Source organism: Priestia sp. LL-8, assembly GCF_036227845.1.
Lineage (GTDB): Bacteria > Bacillota > Bacilli > Bacillales > Bacillaceae_H > Priestia > Priestia zanthoxyli.
Genome location: NZ_JAZAQH010000001.1, coordinates 4,208,523 through 4,229,412 on the forward strand (window position 1 = coordinate 4,208,523; position 20,890 = coordinate 4,229,412).

The 20,890-nt window shown below is 39.9% G+C and carries 20 protein-coding genes; 3 read left to right on the top strand and 17 right to left on the bottom strand.

Annotated elements, in window-relative coordinates; all coding sequences use genetic code 11:
- Positions 1 to 16 precede the first annotated feature (16 nt).
- Complete coding sequence (locus U9R83_RS22005; RefSeq protein WP_115654895.1) at positions 17 to 973, bottom strand: MBL fold metallo-hydrolase; 957 nt, start codon at positions 971 to 973, stop codon at positions 17 to 19.
- A gap of 268 nt (positions 974 to 1,241) precedes the next feature.
- Between U9R83_RS22005 and proI the strand changes: the two genes are divergently transcribed.
- Both proI and namA read left to right on the top strand, forming a co-directional pair.
- The gene (proI, locus tag U9R83_RS22010; RefSeq protein ID WP_182420440.1) at positions 1,242 to 2,090 is read left to right on the top strand and encodes a pyrroline-5-carboxylate reductase ProI; all 849 of its coding nucleotides are present in this window, start codon (positions 1,242 to 1,244) and stop codon (positions 2,088 to 2,090) included.
- A 137-nt stretch (positions 2,091 to 2,227) separates the two neighbouring features.
- Positions 2,228 to 3,244 carry an NADPH dehydrogenase NamA gene (gene namA, locus U9R83_RS22015; RefSeq protein WP_328575416.1) on the top strand — a complete coding sequence of 339 codons (1,017 nt, stop codon included), beginning with the start codon at positions 2,228 to 2,230 and terminating at the stop codon, positions 3,242 to 3,244.
- 28 nt (positions 3,245 to 3,272) lie between these two features.
- On the opposite strand, the gene rnz is transcribed toward namA, so the two are convergent.
- The 12 genes from rnz to mce all read right to left on the bottom strand — a co-directional run bounded on the left by rnz (position 3,273) and on the right by mce (position 17,441).
- Positions 3,273 to 4,202 carry a ribonuclease Z gene (gene rnz / locus U9R83_RS22020; protein ID WP_328575417.1) on the bottom strand — a complete coding sequence of 310 codons (930 nt, stop codon included), beginning with the start codon at positions 4,200 to 4,202 and terminating at the stop codon, positions 3,273 to 3,275.
- Between the two features lie 68 nt (positions 4,203 to 4,270).
- A complete protein-coding gene (locus tag U9R83_RS22025) occupies positions 4,271 to 5,629 on the bottom strand; it encodes an aspartate aminotransferase family protein (protein ID WP_042991897.1) in 1,359 nt (452 codons plus the stop codon).
- A 92-nt stretch (positions 5,630 to 5,721) separates the two neighbouring features.
- On the bottom strand, positions 5,722 to 7,191 hold the full coding sequence (locus tag U9R83_RS22030; RefSeq protein WP_014458276.1) for a CoA-acylating methylmalonate-semialdehyde dehydrogenase: 1,470 nt from the start codon (positions 7,189 to 7,191) through the stop codon (positions 5,722 to 5,724).
- A 207-nt stretch (positions 7,192 to 7,398) separates the two neighbouring features.
- Complete coding sequence (locus tag U9R83_RS22035) at positions 7,399 to 9,030, bottom strand: PucR family transcriptional regulator (protein WP_014458275.1); 1,632 nt, start codon at positions 9,028 to 9,030, stop codon at positions 7,399 to 7,401.
- Between the two features lie 139 nt (positions 9,031 to 9,169).
- Positions 9,170 to 9,361 carry a hypothetical protein gene (locus U9R83_RS22040; protein ID WP_013059103.1) on the bottom strand — a complete coding sequence of 64 codons (192 nt, stop codon included), beginning with the start codon at positions 9,359 to 9,361 and terminating at the stop codon, positions 9,170 to 9,172.
- Positions 9,362 to 9,756: 395 nt separating this feature from the next.
- Positions 9,757 to 9,969, bottom strand: coding sequence for a hypothetical protein (locus tag U9R83_RS22045; RefSeq protein WP_014458274.1), 213 nt, complete (start codon positions 9,967 to 9,969; stop codon positions 9,757 to 9,759).
- 33 nt (positions 9,970 to 10,002) lie between these two features.
- A complete protein-coding gene (hydA, locus tag U9R83_RS22050; protein WP_042991896.1) occupies positions 10,003 to 11,421 on the bottom strand; it encodes a dihydropyrimidinase in 1,419 nt (472 codons plus the stop codon).
- Between the two features lie 18 nt (positions 11,422 to 11,439).
- Positions 11,440 to 12,720 (bottom strand): NAD-dependent dihydropyrimidine dehydrogenase subunit PreA, encoded by a 1,281-nt coding sequence (gene preA, locus U9R83_RS22055; RefSeq protein ID WP_013084960.1) that lies wholly within the window; start codon positions 12,718 to 12,720, stop codon positions 11,440 to 11,442.
- 21 nt (positions 12,721 to 12,741) lie between these two features.
- Positions 12,742 to 14,103 (bottom strand): NAD(P)-dependent oxidoreductase, encoded by a 1,362-nt coding sequence (locus U9R83_RS22060; protein WP_014458273.1) that lies wholly within the window; start codon positions 14,101 to 14,103, stop codon positions 12,742 to 12,744.
- A gap of 225 nt (positions 14,104 to 14,328) precedes the next feature.
- Positions 14,329 to 15,447 carry a tripeptidase T gene (locus U9R83_RS22065; RefSeq protein WP_013084962.1) on the bottom strand — a complete coding sequence of 373 codons (1,119 nt, stop codon included), beginning with the start codon at positions 15,445 to 15,447 and terminating at the stop codon, positions 14,329 to 14,331.
- Positions 15,448 to 15,472: 25 nt separating this feature from the next.
- On the bottom strand, positions 15,473 to 17,023 hold the full coding sequence (locus tag U9R83_RS22070) for an acyl-CoA carboxylase subunit beta (protein ID WP_328575418.1): 1,551 nt from the start codon (positions 17,021 to 17,023) through the stop codon (positions 15,473 to 15,475).
- The gene (mce, locus tag U9R83_RS22075) at positions 17,016 to 17,441 is read right to left on the bottom strand and encodes a methylmalonyl-CoA epimerase (RefSeq protein ID WP_080564787.1); all 426 of its coding nucleotides are present in this window, start codon (positions 17,439 to 17,441) and stop codon (positions 17,016 to 17,018) included. The genes U9R83_RS22070 and mce overlap by 8 nt, the downstream gene beginning before the upstream one ends.
- Positions 17,442 to 17,589: 148 nt before the next feature.
- Between mce and prli42 the strand changes: the two genes are divergently transcribed.
- Positions 17,590 to 17,685, top strand: coding sequence for a stressosome-associated protein Prli42 (prli42, locus tag U9R83_RS22080; RefSeq protein WP_149917156.1), 96 nt, complete (start codon positions 17,590 to 17,592; stop codon positions 17,683 to 17,685).
- Between the two features lie 74 nt (positions 17,686 to 17,759).
- Here prli42 and U9R83_RS22085 read toward each other — a convergent pair whose 3' ends face one another.
- The 4 genes from U9R83_RS22085 to U9R83_RS22100 form a co-directional block, all read right to left on the bottom strand.
- The gene (locus tag U9R83_RS22085) at positions 17,760 to 18,284 is read right to left on the bottom strand and encodes a L,D-transpeptidase (RefSeq protein ID WP_328575419.1); all 525 of its coding nucleotides are present in this window, start codon (positions 18,282 to 18,284) and stop codon (positions 17,760 to 17,762) included.
- Positions 18,285 to 18,382: 98 nt separating this feature from the next.
- Positions 18,383 to 19,333 carry an aromatic acid exporter family protein gene (locus U9R83_RS22090; protein ID WP_014458268.1) on the bottom strand — a complete coding sequence of 317 codons (951 nt, stop codon included), beginning with the start codon at positions 19,331 to 19,333 and terminating at the stop codon, positions 18,383 to 18,385.
- A 159-nt stretch (positions 19,334 to 19,492) separates the two neighbouring features.
- Positions 19,493 to 20,215 (bottom strand): amino acid ABC transporter ATP-binding protein, encoded by a 723-nt coding sequence (locus tag U9R83_RS22095; RefSeq protein ID WP_042991894.1) that lies wholly within the window; start codon positions 20,213 to 20,215, stop codon positions 19,493 to 19,495.
- Positions 20,208 to 20,867 (bottom strand): amino acid ABC transporter permease, encoded by a 660-nt coding sequence (locus U9R83_RS22100; protein WP_013059114.1) that lies wholly within the window; start codon positions 20,865 to 20,867, stop codon positions 20,208 to 20,210. Before U9R83_RS22100 ends, U9R83_RS22095 begins: the two co-directional genes overlap by 8 nt.
- Positions 20,868 to 20,890: the final 23 nt, after the last annotated feature.

Sequence of the window (20,890 nt, forward strand, 5' to 3'; positions counted from 1 at the left end):
ACACCTTTTTTATAAGTTAAGAGCACACAGAATAAATAAGCGTATTTCCTTTTTCATGTGTACTGATTTTATTTGCATCTTCTAGAAAATCAAGCTGACCGATTGTTTCAGAAAGTGTTAGCCCTAGTTCTTTTTCATAAATAGTAGGAAATAGCTGTTTGCAAATATCAAAAGCTGTTTGAGGACGTTCTTTGATCATGCTAAGCACTTTATCCGCTCGGTCGCTCTGCTTTTGTAACCTCTCTTGTACAAGTTCGCGAACATGTAACACTTCATCTCCATGCCCTGTATAGATACAATTTATCTCTAAGTCAAGCAGACGTCTTAATGAATGATTATATTGAAGAAGCGTTTTAGGTCGCTCGCCGCTTGGTTTCATAGGAGGTTCAATAAGCGGATTAGATGAAATATGCTTTAACAGCAAATCTCCTCCAATCATAACTGCTGTTTTTTCATTGTATAATGCAATATGGCTTTGAGCATGTCCGGGTACTTCAAGTACTTTCCAACTCTCTAGCCCCGGAATGTAATCTCCTTCCTGCACAGAAGTTGTAAGAGAACGTTGACACGAATACTTCATTGATGCTTTTAAACGTTTTAAATAAGGGCGAAACCTTTCATCTACGCCCGCTTTCATAAAGTGACCTTCAAAAAACGCATCGTACCACTCAAAAAAATCTGGATTTTGGGAGATCCAAGGCTGATTTTTCGCATGACCGACTATGGCGATATCTTTATCAAAAAAATCAAGCATTCCTACGTGATCAGGATGGTGATGAGTTAGGACAACTTGCTTAATATCATCTGGTTTTAATCCTATTTCATTAAGCTTTTCTTTAAATACAGACCACGCTGCCTCCGTTTTAATACCAGCATCGATTAGCGTAACGGTCTGACCTTTTATAACAAAAACATTCACATCTCCTACCGCAAAAGGAGTAGGCAGCACAATTTTATATAATTGCTCATTCATCTGTATTTTTGCTCCTTTACCATCGCATTTTCTTTTAAGTTTACACGATTTTTCCTGTTATTTATACAATTGCATTCGTTTTCTGAAAATTACATTGACATCCCTCTCTTTTTCATTGCATAATGACAGAAATATAGTGAAGTTTTATTCATATGTTTAGATAACTATGCATTTTATAAAGAAGAGATACACAAACACAAACCTTTAACAGATACTGAAATCTCAGTATCTGTTTTCATTGGATAGCAAATGACTGGAGGAACTTTTAATGAAAACGGATCTAAACATCGCCTTTATTGGAGCTGGATCAATGGCTGAAGCCATGATCTCAGGGCTGCTGTCAGATAAAAAGCTTCGCCCCAATCAAATCACCGTAACAAACCATAGCAACGATAAAAGACTTCACGAACTTCGAAACGCCTATGAAATTAACATTACGCGTAATCATGCCTTGTTAATCGAAAAAAGCGATATCGTCGTGCTTGCTATTAAACCAAAAGACGTAGCGGAAAGCATCGATACGATTAAGTCCTATATTCGTCCGCACCACCTCGTTCTCTCTGTTTTAGCAGGTGTATCGACTGGCACAATTGTAAACTTGTTTGACCAAGAAGTAGCGGTTGTAAGAGCTATGCCAAATACATCTGCTTCTATTGGATTATCGGCTACAGCCATTGCACCCGGCAAGTTTGCTACAGCAGAGCATATGAGCGTTACTACTGCTTTATTTGAAACGATTGGTACAGTTACAACTGTAGAGGAAGAGCAGCTTCACGCTGTAACAGGACTATCTGGAAGCGGCCCCGCATATGTTTACTATCTAGTAGAAGCAATGGAAAAAGCAGCTGAAAAACAAGGCTTGGATACGTCAGTGTCAAATGAACTAATTCTTCAAACTCTTATCGGTGCTGCAGAAATGCTGAAACAGTCACCTAAAACGCCAGCCGTACTGCGAAAAGAAGTGATGAGTCCCGGCGGCACAACAGAAGCAGGAATTGAGCAGCTTATTTCTCATAACTTCCAAGAAGCCATGATGCAGTGTATCGAACAAGCTACGATCCGCTCCAAATACTTAGGAGATACGATTGACGAAAAAATCTCGAGTAAACGTTCGTAGAGGTTCACCTCTTTCTTAAAAAAGAAAGAGGTTTTTTTATGATTAAAAATGGATAAGCAGATTATGTGAAAGAAAATTCAAGGCGGTGATATAATAACTTTTGTTTAGAGTATCGAAATAATTGGAGGTTAAACCGAATGACAACAAAACTATTTTCACCTTATACAGTGAAAGATGTAACATTAAAAAACCGAATTGTAATGTCACCAATGTGCATGTATTCATGCGAAAAAGAAGACGGCGTAGTAACCGACTTTCATATGGTTCACTACACAACTCGCGCGGTTGGACAAGTAGGTCTCATTATGGTTGAAGCCTCAGCTGTCGTCCCACAAGGTCGTATTTCAGCTCAGGACCTAGGAATTTGGAATGATGAGCAACGAGATGGATTAACAAAACTTGTGACACAGCTAAAAGAAAACGGTGCAAAAACAGCTATTCAACTTGCACACGCAGGACGTAAAGCAACTGTTGAAGGCGATATTTATGCTCCTTCTGCTATTGCTTTTGATGATAAAAGTAAAAAACCTGTGGAAATGACCACAGAACAAATTCATGAAACGATTTCTGCCTTTAAAGAAAGCGCTCGACGCTCAAAAGAAGCTGGGTTTGATATTATCGAACTTCATGCGGCACATGGCTATTTAGTACATCAATTTTTATCACCGCTAAGCAATAAACGCAGCGACGAATATGGCGGCAGCGCAGAAAATCGCTATCGTTTCTTAAAGGAAATTATTGAAGCTGTGAAAACAGAGTGGGACGGTCCTTTATTTGTCCGTGTTTCTGCTTGTGACTATACAGAAGGCGGATTAACAGTCGATGATCACGTTGCATTTGCAAAATGGATGAAAGAACAAGACGTCGACTTAATTGACGTTAGTTCTGGTGCTCTTGTACACGCTCCAATCAACGTATACCCTGGCTATCAAGTGCCGTTTGCAGATAAAATCAAGCAGCAGGCAAATATTGATACAGGCGCAGTTGGATTAATTACAACTGGACGACAAGCAGAAGAGATTTTGCAAAGTGAACGCGCTGATTTAATTTTTGTTGCGCGCGAGCTTCTGCGTGACCCGTACTTCCCGCGCACAGCGGCAAAAGAACTAAATGAAACAATTTCAGCACCCGTTCAGTACGAACGCGGATGGTAAAAAAAGACGAGGATTTCCTCGTCTTTTTTTATGAAATCGTAAACCTTTTCAAGTCTTCTGCTATATCGGTATTCGGAAAAATTTCTTTTGCTCCTTCTACTAATCGGCTGACTGCGTCTCCTTGGTAACGCGAACTAATATGAGATAAAATAAGACGCTCGACCGATGCGGTTTTAGCAATTTCAGCGGCTTCTTTTGCAGTAGAATGAAAATAGTTGTAAGCAAGCTCCTCATCTCCCGCTGCAAAAGTAGCTTCATGGATTAACACATTCGCATGCATAGCAAGCTGAACACTTTGCATGCACTTTCTTGTATCCCCTAAAACCGTGATAACCTTCCCTTTTTTAGGCTCTCCTACAAACTCTTGTCCATTAATAATGCGCCCATCTTTTAACACTACTTCTTTCCCTTCTTTTAACTGCTGATAATGAGGCCCTGGGGGAATGTTCATCTCTTTTAAACGCTGAACGTCCAGTGACCCTGGCAAATCTTTTTCAACAACTCGATATCCATAAGATAAAATGCCATGTTCAAGCTTGCCAAATTCGACTAAAAAAGTTTCATCTTCAAAAATCGTTCCACTTTCACTTTCCTCTTCTATTTCAACAATCTCTAGAGGATATTGCAGGTGAGTTTGACTTACAGCCAGCGTGACTTCAATAAATTCTTTAATTCCTTTTGGCCCGTATACAGTAAGCAGCGATTCTCCGCCTTGAAACGAACGGCTTCCAAGGAATCCAGGCAATCCGTAAATATGATCACCGTGAAGGTGCGTAATAAAAATCTTCTCAATTCGCCTCGGTTTAACGGTTGTATGTAAAATTTGATGCTGCGTTGCTTCTCCGCAATCAAAAAGCCACACCGCCCCTCTTTCTTGCAAAAGTTCGAGCGCAAGAGATGAAACATTCCGCTGTTTCGCCGGTACTCCTGCACCCGTTCCTAAAAATAACAATTCCATTTTCTACTTCCTCCTTCACACGCACAAAAAGCCTGTAAGTATATTATACAGGCTTTTTGCAAACTTACCTATTTGATGCTGTCAAGCGCATACGTAATAGTAGCTAATAACAGCTCAATATCACTTTCCTCAATGTTGAGCGGCGGCGAGAGCGTGAGAACATTATTATAGCCGGCCACCGTTGCTCCATTTTTCCCAATAATGACTCCTTTGCTTTTGCATTTAGCAATCACTTCATTTACAAGATTAACGTCTAACGGTTCTTTCGTTTGCTTATCAGCTACTAGTTCAATTCCAATTAAAAGCCCCTTACCTCTTACGTCTCCCACGTATGGGTGGCTATCAATAAGCGGCGTTAGCTCACTTAATACGTAAGCCCCGAGCTGTTTAGAACGGCCAAAAAGATTTTCTCTTTCCATAATTTCTAAATTCTTTAATGCCAGTGCACACGCAGCCGGGCTTCCTCCAAATGTATTAACATGGCGAAAATACTCGTACTGATCGCTATCTTTGAACGCTTCATAAATTTCTTTTTTAACAGCAGTTGCAGAGAGCGGAAGATATGCGCTTGTAATTCCTTTTGCCATGGTAATGATATCTGGTTTTACATCGTAGTTCATAAAACCAAAGGCTTCTCCTGTACGTCCAAAGCCGCAAATAACTTCATCTACAATTAACAGTGCACCGTGTTTTTCACACGTTTCTTTTACGCCTTTCATATAATTTTGAGGCGGTAAAAGAATTCCTCCACCTGTAATAATTGGCTCCATAATAACAGCGGCAATTGTGTCACTTAGTTCCCACGTCATGACATTGTCAATATCTTTTACAGATTGAAGCTTCTCTTTCGGTGCATCGTAGTCATCTTGCCCTCGGTATGAATCAGGCGGGGCAACGTGAATAAAGCCAGGAGCAAGCGGTTCATATTTATATTTACGCTGAGCTTGGCCCGTTGCTGCTAGTGCGCCCATTGAATTTCCGTGATACCCTCGGTAACGTGAAATAAACTTGTAGCGGGAGTGCTCTCCTTTTTGCTGATGATACTGACGTACAATTTTAAAAGCCGTTTCATTTGCTTCAGATCCGCTATTTGAAAAGAAGATAACATAGTCATCACCTAGCATTTCATTTAGCTTCTCTGCCAGTTTGATAGCAGGTACGTGAGATTGAGTGAGGGGAAAATAAGCCAGTTCTTTTAGCTGCTCATAGGCTGCAAGCGCTAACTCATCCCGTCCATACCCAGTATTTACACACCAAAGCCCTGCCATTGCGTCTAAATAGCGATTTCCTTGTTCATCTGTAACCCAAGCACCTTTTGCTTTTGTAGCTACCATCGTTGCATCCGGACTGTATGGTTTCATTCCATGCCATACATACTGCTCATCTTTTGCACGCAGATCTTTTTCATTTTGACTGACCTGTACCATCTTATCCACTCCCAAATCGCTAGCGCGGTATTTTTTCTGTATGAAAAGACTTCGACAAAATGCCGAAGCCACTTGCTATATTCATCTATATGTTAAAAGTCAAAGCGTGATGTAACCATCTTTTTACGTGTAAAGAAGTTCAAACCGTCTTTGCCGTTAACATGCAAATCTCCGTAGAAAGAGTCTTTCCAACCGGAGAATGGGAAGAAGGCCATTGTAGCAGGTACTCCTACGTTGATACCGAGCATACCGGCATCTGCTTCTTCTCTAAATTGACGCACCGCTTTTGCATCTTTTGTATAAATCGTTGCTCCATTTCCAAAACGAGATTTTTCCATATAACGAAGTGCTTCATCTAATGTGTCAGCACGAAGCAAGCTTAGTACAGGTGCAAAAATCTCTTCTTTAGCAATGGTCATATCAGGAGTTACGCGGTCAAAAATTGTTGCCCCTAAGAAGTTGCCTTCCGTATGCTCATCCATTTCTTTACGTCCATCACGAATGAGTTCCGCCCCTTCTTTCATGCCAAGTTCAATATAATCCAGCACTTTATCACGGTGCTCTTTTCGAATCACAGGCGTTAGAAGCACTTCATCATCAAAGCCGCTTCCCATAATTAATTCATCTGCTTTTTGCTTTAATTTTGCGACGAATTCATCGCCTTTTTCACCAACCACGACCACGGCGCTGCAAGCCATGCATCGCTGGCCGGCACTTCCATAAGCCGAGCTGATAATATGTGATACCGCTTTATCCATATCGCAGTCTGGCATCACAACATGATGATTTTTAGCTCCAGATAAAGCCTGAACTCGTTTCCCTTGAGCAGCGGCTTGTTCATAAACATATTTTGCTACCGGCTGCGATCCGACGAATGAAATCGCTTTAACTTTTTCATGCTCTATTAATCCGTTCACGACATCGTGTGCCCCGTGCACAATATTTAATAATCCATCCGGTGCTCCTGCTTCTGTAAAAAGTTCAGCAAGTCGCGTTGCTAAAAGCGGCGTTCGCTCAGACGGTTTTAATACAAACGCATTTCCACATACAATGGCAAGAGGGAACATCCAAAGCGGTACCATCATCGGAAAGTTAAAAGGTGTGATGCCGCCAACGACACCCAGTGGAAAACGGAACATTTCAGAATCAATTTCTTCCGCTATGTTATTTAATGATTCCCCCATTAATAAAGTAGGAGCACCCGCGGCAAACTCCACGCATTCAATACCGCGCTGTACTTCACCGTAAGCTTCTTTGAAAGCCTTGCCGTTTTCTTGTACAACTAATTTAGCTAACTCTTCATGGTGCTTAACTAGTAAATGCTGAAACGCAAACATTAATCTTGCTCGTTTTGGAGCAGGAACGTTACGCCATGTTTCAAATGTTTTTTGAGCTGTTTCCACCGCACTGGCTACGTCTTCTTTTGTAGAAAGCGGTACTTTTGCAATTACTTCGCCCGTCGATGGATTAATTACCTCTCCAAATTTTTTTCCTGCCGTATCAACCCATTTTCCGCCCACGTAATTTTTTAAAACTTGCGTATCATTATTCACAACTGACATATCGCTTGGCCTCCTCAAAAAATAAGAAATGACAAATCTACCTTTATTATTGAATAAATAAATAGTGGTTGCATTAGACAAAATGTGAAACAACTCTAGATTCTCGTTTCACATTTTGCGCAGTGAACTCGGAGAAAGCATGGACTAAAATGAACATATAGTAAAATCACCCTCAACATAAAAAAACAGCTGTTTCCAGCTGCTTACTTATCCGTTTATAAATTCCGCACGCGACTTTTTCATCATAAACAAATATTCATATGCCATAATCATAAACTCAATGGCCAGTCGTTTTTCGGGCTCCATAAAGTCTTCACCCAGCAGCTTTTCTAGTTTTTCAATACGGTGATACAGCGTTTGCCGGACAATGTATAAACGCTTAGCCGTCTCTTGTTTAGATCCGTTGCATGCTAAATAAATTTTTAATGTTTCCATGAGTTTTGCATTATACGTTTCATCATATGTAATAACGGGCTGCAGATATTCAAACACCACTTCCTGTAAGTCTTCATGCTGATGTAAAAGCGAAATAATTCGGTACATATGCAAATCATCATAAAAATGAATAATTGTTTGTTTTTGCAGCATTTCTTGAATCGAAATCGTTTCTTTAGCCGTTTCATAGCTTTTATGCATGCAGTCAAGCTGTTCACAGTATTGGCCAATTCCGATAAAGCTAATGGCGTTCCTCTTTGAATTTTCATCCGATTCATATTGATTCATCCAGCGATGAAGGCTGTTTTCTAATCTCTCTCTCCACGTGCTAACCATTCGTTTGTTCAAAAGAATAAATAATACTTCACGATTTCGCTCGGAGACTAATAAGTGAAAGCCTTCTTGTTCAAAAATGCTTCGCAAGATAAGCTTAAAATACGTTCGATCAAACTTCTCCCGCCTTTGCCACTTACAGCAAACAACGACACCTCCGCGAATAGGCGAATCTGAACACACTTCGTGCATAGAGTCTTTTATTTGTTCAAGAGTTAACTCTCCGTTCATCCATTTCGTCATCCATTCGGTTTCATCTACTCTTTTTTTCTCTTCGACATACAGATCCTTCAAAAAATGCTGAGCAAGTGCAGTCGCCGTTCGGTCAACGGTGAGCACTTCAAGTTCTGTTAAGGCTTCATTTATAGAAGCGACATATAGCTGAGCATAATCTTGTCCTAATAAATGAATAGGCTGCTCAGTAAAATGCGGACTTTCATTTTCCCTACTTATATAATGAAGTAGAAGCTGCTGTTTGAGCAAGTCCATCTCCGGAGCAAAGTTAAGTAATTCATTTGAAACTTTAAGGCCGACAAGAAGCCCCGTAGATTCATATAAACACTGTAAGATGATGGCCGGGTCATTAACTGTTAACAGCAGCTGATTTAGCCTATGAGAATACTGTTCTAAATCGGAAATCATTTGATAGTGCTGATTAATTAAGAGCGAGTGAACATCTTGCGTAATTTCAACGAACGGAACTTCCTCGTGAAATAAAATAATCGGGAAATCACATTCGTTCGCTTTATCAATGACAATTTGCGGAATCTTAGAAGTATAAGTGCCAAGTTCAATACACAGTCCTGATGCCTTACAAGAAATTAATTGCTGAAGAAATGATAAACAAGATTGAGGATCTTCTCCCCAGCCTACCCCTGTTGATAAAATGAGCTCGTTTCCTTTTAGCAGCTCATTAATGCGCGTCACTTCCATCACGTGCACCCACTTCACAGAATTAGTAAGCCCTTTCTCTCCAGCTATTACTTCACAGTTTACAAAATGTTTCCTTGTTAAAATCTCTGTTACTGTTAAATATGATTTCAAGTCAACACCGCCCCTAGCGAATTTCACATCATGTCTCCTGGATCATTAACGCGTATTTCGCATATGTGTAGAACAAAAGCTATATCTTCTTACATTATATTAAATATTTAGAAGAAATAAAATATTTAATGAAAGAAACGAAAAAAGCTGTAACGATAATGGATCGTTACAGCTTCTGAGCTGTTTGCTGTAATTTATTAAAAAAACCGTGGCGTTTAACCGCTTGTTCTTTAATTCGGTGAATTTCTTTTTTATAAAAACGCAAATCTTGTAGTGACACTGCATTTAACATTTCCATTTTTAATTTATCAATAATTTTTGTTTCTTCTTGTGTCATACACTGCGTAGCTTGATCCATCCGTGTCACACCCTTTTCGTATTTAATAGATTTCTTTTGAAAACGTTCTACTATAATATTTACTACAATTTACTAGATAACTAAACCTTTTCTCTTTCGATGTAAACGAAATGTAACAACTGTAATACAGTGAATGGATAATATCTAGTTATTTTGCTTCACATCCAAAACGAAAAAAACACAAAAACGGATCACTTTTGTCAGCCAATATAGTAAAAAACTTATAGGTCTTAGTAAACAAAGAAAGAGATTGAGACATAACTAAATTACTTCAGTCAACATCTAGAAGCATCTACATACATGAAACCTACGTTCACCCTACCAATAAAAAAATCCGAACGATTCATCGTTCGGATCTTCCTTCAGCTAAAATAATTTTGTCCCAGCCTCTGTTTTTATACTTGTTGAATCAGTACGGATGAAAAATATTTTCTAGCATCCGCCGTCAATATATGAAGCGTTTCTTGTTCGATTTGGTTATTTTCGGTGCGTTCAAACGTCACAAACGCCCCGCTTAGATTCTCTGTTACGGCCGTTATTTTGAATCCTTTTTGCAGCAAAAAATCAATCTTTTCTCGCTCTGCCATATATTCATGGTAACTTGACATTTCCCTGCCCCCGATCTATTTCTTCATCTGTTTTTATAACATTAATTTTTCAGCTTCGTTAGCCGTGTTTAACTCATTAAACTTTGCTCTTTTTGTAAATTGTCCGTAGCCTTTTTGACCGACAAACTGCTTATCTTTTACGACAAATTCCCCGCGGCAAAGCACTGAAACCGGCTCACCTGTGACTTTCATTCCCTCGAATGCGCTATAATCGACTGCCATATGATGCGTGTTTGCTGAAATCGTACGTTCAACAGAAGGGTCAAATATAAGCAGATCCGCGTCTGCGCCCACCGCTATTGTTCCTTTTTTCGGGTACAGTCCGAACAGCTTAGCAATTTTTGTTGATGTTATATCAACAAACTGATTTATATTAATTCGGTTCTTCACTACTCCTTCTGAAAATAAAATACTCATGCGATCTTCAATAATAGGGCCTCCGTTTGGAATCTTCGTAAAATCTCCTTTTCCCAGATCTTTTTGACCGTTAAAATCAAACGAACACTGATCTGATCCAATCGTTTGCAAGTCGCCATTACGCAAAGCATTCCACAAAACATCTTGGTTCCATTTTTCACGTAAAGGCGGCGACCATACGTATTTTGCTCCTTCAAAATTCGGTTTCTCTAAATAGGTTTGGTCAAGCGTCAAATACTGCGGACACGTTTCACCCCAGATATTTACGCCTTTTTCCCTTGCTTCAGCAATCTTTTTAACCGCTTCAGCGCACGACACGTGAACAACATAGAGCTGTGAGTCAGCCAACTCCGTTAGCACCGCGGCTCTTCCCGTAGCTTCTCCTTCTATTTCTGGAGGGCGAGTCAGTGCATGATAGATAGGATCGGTTTGTCCTTGTTCTAGTGCTTTTGCCGTTAAATACTCAATAACATCTCCATTTTCAGCATGTACCATCACAAGCGCACCTAGTTTTTTAGCTTGCACTAGCGTTTGATAAAGGGTAGCATCGTCTGCTTGAAAAACATTTTTATAGGCCATGAACACTTTAAATGAAGTAATTCCTTCTTTTTCAATAATCGTAGGAAGCTCATTTAATACATCTTCCGTGATTTCGCCAATCATTAGATGAAAGCTATAATCGATAGCCGCTTTTCCTTTTGATTTTTCATGCCATGTGCCGATCGCTTTTTGCAGCGGTTCGCCTTTATTGGTTAAGCAAAAATCAATAACAGTTGTCGTACCTCCAAAAGCTGCTGCTCTTGTACCTGTTTCAAAGTCATCTTTTGTAACGGTGCCTCCAAACGGCATATCTAAATGAGTATGAGGATCGATGCCTCCTGGAAATACATAGTTGCCTTTTGCATCAATCACTTCACAGCCCTGCTCTTCAAATCCCGAGCCAATTGCCGAAATAACTCCATTTTCAATTAAAATATCGGCTTTATACGTATCTGTTGCTGTGACTACCACACCATTTTTAACGATTTTCTTCATTTCTTCATCCCCTTTTCTTTATACATCTAATCGCTGTGCAGCCGTCGCTTGTAAAGCAGCTTGGCGTTCATTCCACGTCATTGGAGGCTGTTCATTCGGTAATTCAACCATGGATATAGCTCCGTCCACTGGACATACAATCGAACATAAATTACAGCCTACACAATCTTCTTCTCTTACTTTTAAATAAGATTTCCCTGAAGGGTCTTTCAGCATATCAATACATTGGTGAGAAGTATCTTCACAAGAAATATGACACTTATTGCAGTTAATACACGTATCCGGGTCAATGCGAGCCACTACTTTATAATTGAGATCTAAGTTGCCCCAGTCGGAATATTTTGAAACGGCTTTCCCTACAATATCACTTACTTTTTCGATTCCTCTTTCATCCAAATAATAATTGAGACCTTGAATCATATCCTCTACGATGCGGAACCCGTGATGCATAGCAGCTGTACATACTTGCACACCTGTCGCACCCATGAGCATAAATTCGACGGCTTCCTGCCAGTTCGAAACGCCTCCCATACCTGATATTGGAACGTTAATAAACGGACTTCTTGCACATTCAGCAACCATGTTTAATGCAATCGGCTTAACAGCCGGGCCGCAATAACCTCCGTGAGCGCCTTTTCCTGCTACGTGTGGAATCGTATTCCATGAATGAATGTCTACTCCTGCTAAACTATTAATAGTGTTAATCATACTCACAGCGTCAGCACCGCCTCGAACCGCTGCTTCTGCTGTAACGGTGATATCTGTGATATTTGGGGTTAATTTAACAATGACCGGTGTTTGAGCAACTTCTTTAGCCCAATACGTTTGTTTTTCAACCAAATCAGGGACTTGCCCAGAGGCAGCACCCATCCCTCGTTCTGCCATTCCATGCGGACAGCCAAAGTTCAGCTCTAGTCCATCCACTCCTACGTCTTCTACTTTTTTGACAATCTCATGCCATTTTTCTTGCTGAGGCTCTACCATAAGGGAGGCAATAATTGCGTGGTTAGGAAACTTCTTTTTCGTTTCATAGATTTCCTTCAAATTAACTTCAAGCGGACGATCGGTGATTAACTCAATATTATTAAAGCCGGCTACGCGCTGACCGTTGAAGCCAACGGCAGCAAATCGAGAGGAAACATTTAAAATCGGATCACCAAGCGTTTTCCAAACTGCGCCTCCCCATCCTGCTTCAAATGCACGCTGCACTTGATAACCTGAATTGGTTGGCGGTGCGGATGCCAGCCAAAACGGATTTGGTGATTGAATACCTGCTAAATTTGTTGTTAAATCTGCCATAGATTTCTCCTCCTCCTGATTTTAAGCTGTTTCCATTGTTTCTTTTGTTAACTGCATATGAATATTTAACGCCGTTTGTTTTCCTTGCTGAGCAGCGGTCACAACCATTGCTTCTCCTTGCCCTTTACCAAAAATAACGTCTCCACAAGCAAATACTTTTGGATTTGATGTTTGGAACGTCTCTTGATTGATTAAGACAACTCCGTCTTCATGATGCAGCTGGAATTGTTGAATCAAAGACAGGTACCGTTCTTGACCAATTGCTTTAACAACAGCATCGACTGGAATCGTAAATGTTGAACCTTCAACAGGAACAGGCTTTCTGCGGCCGTCTGCATCTGGATCTGTTAACGTCATTTTTACGCATTCAATCCCGCTCACCTTACCATTTTCATCTCCAATAATTCGTATAGGCGCCGTTAACCAGCGGAATTCAACACCATCTTGTTTCGCAAATTCAAATTCAAAATCATAGGCCGTCATTTCTTCTCGTGTACGACGGTATAAAATTTGAACATTTTCAGCTCCCAAGCGCACGGAACACGTAGCACCATCAATCGCAGTATTTCCCGCTCCAATGACGGCTACACGCTTACCCACAAATTCTGTTGATAGCGCTTCTGACTTCGTTTTTTTCACAAAATCAATCGCATCATACACACCGTCTAGCTCTTCACCTTCAACATGTAGAGAAGGCACCTTGCTCATACCAATAGCTAATACAACCGCGTCATATGACTGCAGCAATTCGCTTGGAAGAACATCTTCTCCAATTCTTACGTTTGTTTTAATTTTTACATCCAAGCTTTTTACTTGTTCAACTTCCCAAAATGAAATCGCTTGAGGAAGACGAAACGACACGATTCCATATGTATTTAACCCTCCTGCTTGTTTTTCCGCTTCAAAAATGGTTACATCATACCCAAATCGCGCCAGTTCTCTTGCTGCAGAGAGACCCGCCGGACCTCCACCAACAATTGCTACCTTTTTGCCGTTTGCTCTTCCTTTCTCAAACAGCACCTGTTCATTTTGAATAGCCCAATCCGTTGCGTAGCGCTGCAAATCTCCAATCATAATTGGTTTGGTTGAGTGGTTAAGCACACACGCTCCTTCACATAGTTCATCGGTTGGACAAACTCTCGAACAGCTTGCTCCTACGGGATTAGAAGACATAATCGTTTCGGCAGACCCCTTTAAATTGCCCGATGCAATTTTTTTAATAAACGTCGGGATGTCAATTCCTGTAGGGCATGCCTGAATACAGGGTGCATCATAACAGTACAAACATCGATTAGATTCTTCGACTGCTTCTCTATTTGACAACCCTTTTTCTACTTCATTAAAGTTTTGAATGATGGACTGCAAACTTTCCTGTGATCTCATTGCATCAACCTCCCAAGGATATCTGTTGATAAAACCAAAATTGAAAGCGCTTACATATTTTTTATATACGTTATTTTCAACTTCTACTTTGGTAAAATGTATTACTAACTTTATTGTACAAAACGACCGTCTTTTCTTCATTATACATTATGTTAAAAAATTCAGACTATTTACTATTCACTATGTAAAAAGCCTTGCTTTTATATAAAAGCAAGGCTGCAACTATTATTTTGCTACTTCTTTAATAATCGACACTACTAGTTCAGATGTCTTCACCAGTTCTTCTACCGGAATTTTTTCATTGGTTGTATGAATGTCTTCATAACCAACTGCTAAATTTACTGTTGGGATATCAAAGCCTGCGATTACATTTGCATCGCTTCCGCCTCCGCTTTGAAGCAGGCGTGAAGGACGATCGATATTAGCCACAGCTTTTTTAGCAACTTCGACAACATGATCTCCATCGCCAAATTTAAAGCCTGGATACATCACTTTAATATCAACTTCTGCACGTCCGCCCATCTCTTGTGCAGCTGTTTCAAACGCTTCTTTCATTTTCGCTACTTGTGCTTCCATTTTTTCTGGAATTAATGAACGAGCTTCTGCTAAAATATCGACGCGGTCACACACGATATTGGTTTGCGTTCCACCTTCAAAACGTCCAATATTCGCTGTAGTCTCTTCATCAATACGTCCAAGCGGCATTTTAGAAATGGCTCTCGAAGCAATCGTAATAGCAGAAACGCCTCGTTCAGGAGCTACACCTGCATGAGCTGTTTTTCCATAAATTGTTGCATTTACTTTTGCTTGCGTCGGCGCAGCAACAATAATGTCTCCCACTTTGCCATCGCTATCTAAAGCATAGCCGAATTTTGCCGTTACGAGACTAGAATCAAGAGCTTTAGCGCCCACTAAGCCAGATTCTTCTCCTACTGTAATAATAAATTCAATTTTGCCGTGCGCGATATTTTCTTCTTTTAATACGGTAATGGCTTCTAGCATTGCTGCTAAGCCTGCTTTATCATCCGCTCCAAGAATTGTCGTGCCGTCACTTTTAATATAGCCATCTTCAATAGACGGTTTAATACCGTTTCCAGGTACGACTGTATCCATATGAGAAGTAAAGTAGATTGTGTCTACTCCTTCTTTTGTAGCTGGCAGTGTGCAGATTAAGTTGTTGGCTCCGTGTCCGGTTTTTTCTTTGGCATCATCTTCTACTACTTCGACGCCTAATGCAGTAAATTTTTCTTTTAGTACAACAGCAATTTTTTCTTCATGCTTTGTTTCTGAGTCTACTTGTACTAATTCAATAAATAAATCAACGATTCGTTGTTCATTAATCATAATATGTAATCCCTCCAAAAATAACCTACAATGGTATGTTACCATGTTTTTTTGCTGGACGCTCTTCCTTTTTATTGTGCAACATTTCAAGCGCTTGTATTAATTTTATTCGTGTTTCCCGAGGATCAATAACATCATCCACCATTCCAGCGCTTGCTGCTACGTAAGGATTAGCAAATTTCTTGCGATACTGTTCAATTTTTTCATGTCTTGTTTCATCTGGGTTTTCACTGCCTCGAATGTCGTTTGCAAAGATAATATTTGCAGCACCTTGAGGACCCATAACAGCGATTTCTGCATTCGGCCACGAATACACAAGGTCCGCTCCAATCGATTTACTATTTAAAGCTACGTATGCACCTCCGTACGCCTTTCGCAAAATCACTGTGATTTTCGGAACGGTAGCTTCGGAGTATGCATATAAAATTTTAGCACCATGACGTATAATTCCGCCATGTTCCTGCTTGATACCTGGGAAAAAACCTGTAACATCTTCAAATGTAATAAGTGGGATATTAAATGAATCGCAAAATCGAATAAACCTTGCTGCTTTATCTGAGGAGTTAATATCTAAACTGCCTGCCATTACTTTAGGCTGGTTACACACAAGTCCGACAACTTTTCCATCTATGCGAGCAAAACCAATGACAATATTTCTTGCAAAGTCTTTTTGCACTTCAAAAAATGAGCGCTCGTCCACTACTTGCTGAATAACTTGACGCACATCGTAAGGGCGCACGGCATCAAACGGGACAACGTCTAATAAATCCGGACGATAATCATCAGACTCTGCTTTTGAGGCTAAAGGAGGCTGCTCTTGACTAGACTGAGGAAGATAGCTTAAGAGCGTTCGTACTTGTTCTAGCACCTCTTGTTCTGTTGCACCTCTAAAATGGGCATTACCGCTAATTTCGTTATGAACAGCTGCTCCTCCAAGATTTTCAGAGGAAATGCTTTCTCCCGTTACCGTTTCAATTACTTTTGGTCCTGTAATGAACATTTGACTTGTTTCTTCTACCATAAAAACAAAGTCCGTAATCGCCGGTGAGTACACGGCTCCGCCTGCACAAGGACCCATAATAACAGATATTTGAGGCATGACACCCGAATAAATGGCATTTCGATAAAAAATATGACCGTATCCATCAAGAGACATGACGCCCTCTTGAATACGAGCCCCGCCTGAATCATTTAAGCCAATAAAAGGCACGCCTGTTTTAGCCGCTAAGTCCATTACGTGCGCAATTTTTTTAGCATGCATTTCACCTAACGCGCCTCCGAATACTGTAAAATCTTGCGAAAACAAGTAGACTGAGCGACCGTTTATCTTGCCGTAACCTGTTACTACCCCGTCTCCTGGTCCTACTTGATTATTCATACTGAAATCCGCACACCGATGTTCAATAAACGGATTTAATTCCACAAATGTATGTTCGTCCAAAAGAATTTCAATTCGTTCGCGCGCCGTTAGCTTTCCTTTATGGTGCTGTTTTTCAATTTTTTCGTCTCCACCGCCTAACTCGATCTTCCGACGCTTATCGTACAATTCATTTAATTTATCATAAATGTCAACCATGTTTCTTCTCCTCCTCTAGTGTTTTTTCACAGAGCTCATAAAGAACACCGTTTGCTGATTTTGGATGCAAAAAAGCAATGGATGCTTCCCCTGCGCCTTTTCGCGGAACATCGTCAATCATTTGTACACCCTTTTCCTTTAACTCGTTAATCCGTTCTTCAATCGTGCGCACACCTAAAGCAACATGATGAAGACCTTCACCTCTCTTTTTGATAAACGCGCCGACCGCACTGTCTTCAAAGAGTGGCTCTAATAATTCAATTTTTACGTTGCCGCACTGAATAAAAGCAACTTTTACTCCTTGTTCTTCTATTTCTTCTACTTTTAATAGAGACAGTCCTAATACCTTTTCATAAAATGGGAGGCTGCCTTCAATTGATTTTACAGCTATTCCTATGTGGTCAATTCCTTTTATCACTTTCTCACCTCTTAAAAAAGCGTTTTCATTTACACATATTCTTGAAAACAAAAGAAATCTCCTGCTCGCGTATCTACAGAAAGTTGCTTGTCTAAGCAGCGGAAGACATGTAAAATAAGAAAAAAACGTGTAGGAGGACTTTGGTTGTATGTCTAATAAGAAAATCCAAAAAACCATTGTGTTTTTAATGCTTCTTGTCATGTTAATATCCACGCTTTTAGCGGGACTTGCCATGTGGTTTTAATCGGGACTGATGACGAAAAACATAGCTGCACTGCTGTTTCTGTGTGCAATGCAAACATATAAAAAGACTGGTGACTAGTCACCAGTCTTTTGCTGTATATTCACAATCCCTTTTTGGGCGGCTAACTCTTCAAAAGATTGATCTGTAGATACAATCCATACTTTTGTACCTAACGGGACTTGATCATATAGATGGCTTACTTCACGATTTTCTACGCGAATACAGCCATTCGATACATATTTACCGATGGAATCCGGCTGATTTGTACCATGAATGCCATAAATACGTCCGTCAGTCTCTCTTGCATCAAATCCAATCCACCTTACACCTAGAGGATTTTGAGGAGCGCCTCCTTCAATGTTACTTCTCCGATAATAAGGATTAACAGCTTTTACTGTTACCGTGAACTCTCCTTCGGGCGTCAGATTAACTGTTTTCCCCGTTGCTACTTTAATAATTTGTTTAATTTCTTTATTTTGAATATAAGCAAGCTCATTGCTTTGTTTATTAATAATAATATAAGGATCATTTGGCAACGGATTTTCTCCTAATGGCCAAACCGGAGATAGTAGTAAAAGGATAAAAGCAAACACACGCACGTAATCCACCACCTTACGTTAGTCCTAAGTAAAAGACAAGAGAGATATCTCTTGTCTTATTTAGTGTTCGTAAGCAAGATAAACAACATGCATGCTATTTAACTTATTTTTAAGGTTTGTTTAATAATCAAATATTGTTCAATTTCTTTGACTACGTGCAGTAAATCGGCACGCGCTTCAAACTCTTCCCGCGTTTTAGGAAGCGGCATCTCTGCAAACGCTTCTCGTAGATGCTGAAGTTTGGCTAAAAATAATTTTGCTGTATTACCAGGGTGGATGGATAGACTTAATTCTTCAATGAAATCGGCAATCATGTAGCGCTGTTCTACTACCAGATCAATAGCGGTAATGAGAGGAAGCGTGCGTTCAATAATTTCAAGCTGTTTTTCACGAATTTTAAAATAGCGGTAATAATAATTTTCCCCACGAACAAAATGATTTTCTACATCACGAAACGCAAGGCTTTTTGCTTTTTCTAAAATTTTTACCGTATCTGCAATTTCCTTACCGTCCCAACTGCTGTCATTGGTTCTGAGATACAGGGCGATTTCCTTTAACATCGACCGGAAATTTTCTTCAATTTCTTGCTGATACGTGCGAAGCTCTTGATCTAAACTTGGCATATATAAATTCACAAGCAGGGCAACACCTATCCCAATTACAATTAAGCCAAGTTCATTAAAGACGATTCCCCATGTCATATTGCCTTTGGAGTAAATATGAAGCAAAATAACGGAGCTTGTAACAATGCCTGCATTAACTTTGAATATAACCGTAACCGGGATAAACAAAAGCAGCATCAGTCCTATAACAAGTGGATGATAAGCAATCCCTTCAAAGAATATAAACGAAAACAGAATGGATAAAGAACAAGCAATAAAACGATCGCTTGCACTTCGCAACGATTTTTTCTTTGAATTTTGAATGCACAAAATGGTGATAATTCCAGCTGATACAAAAAACTCGAGGTGAAAGAACTGAGCTATAATAATAGCCAGTGATGTACCGACGGCTGTTTTAATTGTCCGGTACCCAATTTTAAATTTCATTTTCTAGACTCCTACATGTTGGTTTCTTTTTAGTGTGATAAAATACTCTATTCTTTATTAACACGAATAGAAAAATAACACAACCTTAAATCTTGTTGTACCGTATAAATTTCAATAAAAAAAGTGCAGAAAAGATCGTACTCTTCCTGCACTTTTTTATTATAAAATCTTTTCTAAGAAATCTTTAGCACGCTTGCTTTTAGGCGCTGAAAAAAATTCAGCCGGAGGCGCATCTTCAACAAGCACACCGCCGTCTAAAAACAGCACGCGATCTGCTACTTCTCGTGCAAATCCCATTTCATGCGTTACAATGACCATCGTCATTCCTGTTTCTGTTAGCGACTTCATTACATCTAGTACTTCTTTTACCATCTCTGGATCCAATGCTGATGTTGGTTCGTCAAACAGCATCACTTTCGGCTCCATTGCCAATGCTCTTGCAATAGCTACACGCTGCTTTTGACCGCCCGATAAGCGACTTGGAAACTCGTTGGCTTTTTGAGCAAGTCCAACTTTTTGGAGTAATTCTTTGCCTTTAGCAACAGCCGTTTCTCTTGACACGCCTTTTACCGTCATCGGAGCATACGTCAAATTTTCAAGCACGGTCATATGTGGAAACAAATGAAAATGCTGAAATACCATTCCTACATTTTCACGCACACGCATAATGTTTGTTTTTTTATCTGTAATCACTTGACCATTAATGGAAACTAATCCGCTCGTCGGTTCTTCAAGCAGGTTCATACAGCGTAAAAAAGTAGATTTACCAGAACCAGAAGGGCCAATAACAGCCACGACTTCCTTTTCGTTAATCGTAGTTGAAATACCTTTTAAAACTTCATTTTTACCAAATGATTTGTGTAAATTTTCAACGTTAATCACCTTTTCTCATTCTCCTCTCGACTGCTTTACCAAGGAGCGTTAAGCCCATTACCATTACATAATAAATCAACCCTGCAAAAATTAACGGTTCAAGGTAGGCGAATTTTTCTCCACCTACAATGTAAGCACGGCGCATAATATCAAGTGCTCCAATAACTGTAACGATAGCTGATTCTTTTGTTAATGTAATGAACTCATTCATTAAAGCAGGTAAAATATTTTTAAGTGCCTGTGGCAAAATAATTTGTCCCATCATGCGGCGATAAGGAATTCCTAACGCTAATGCCGCTTCACGCTGTCCTTTATCAACAGCTAAAATACCAGCGCGAATAATTTCAGATATATATGCTGCGGAGTTTAGTCCAAACGCAGCCACAGCCGCTGGAAACGGGGCAATATCAAACCCGAGCAGCTGAGGTAATCCAAAGTATATTAATAATAATTGCAGTACAAGCGGTGTTCCGCGAAACACGGACGTATATGCATCCGCAAACCATTGAAGAGGTTTATTGCGGCTGATTTTACATAAAGATAAAATAACTCCCAGCACAAACCCTAAGATTGCTGAAGCTAGGACTATCTGTATCGTTACCCCTATACCTTTTAAAATATAAGGCATAGAAGGCACGATTTGTGAAAAATCCAAATTCATGCCTAGTTCCATTCCTCTCTAAC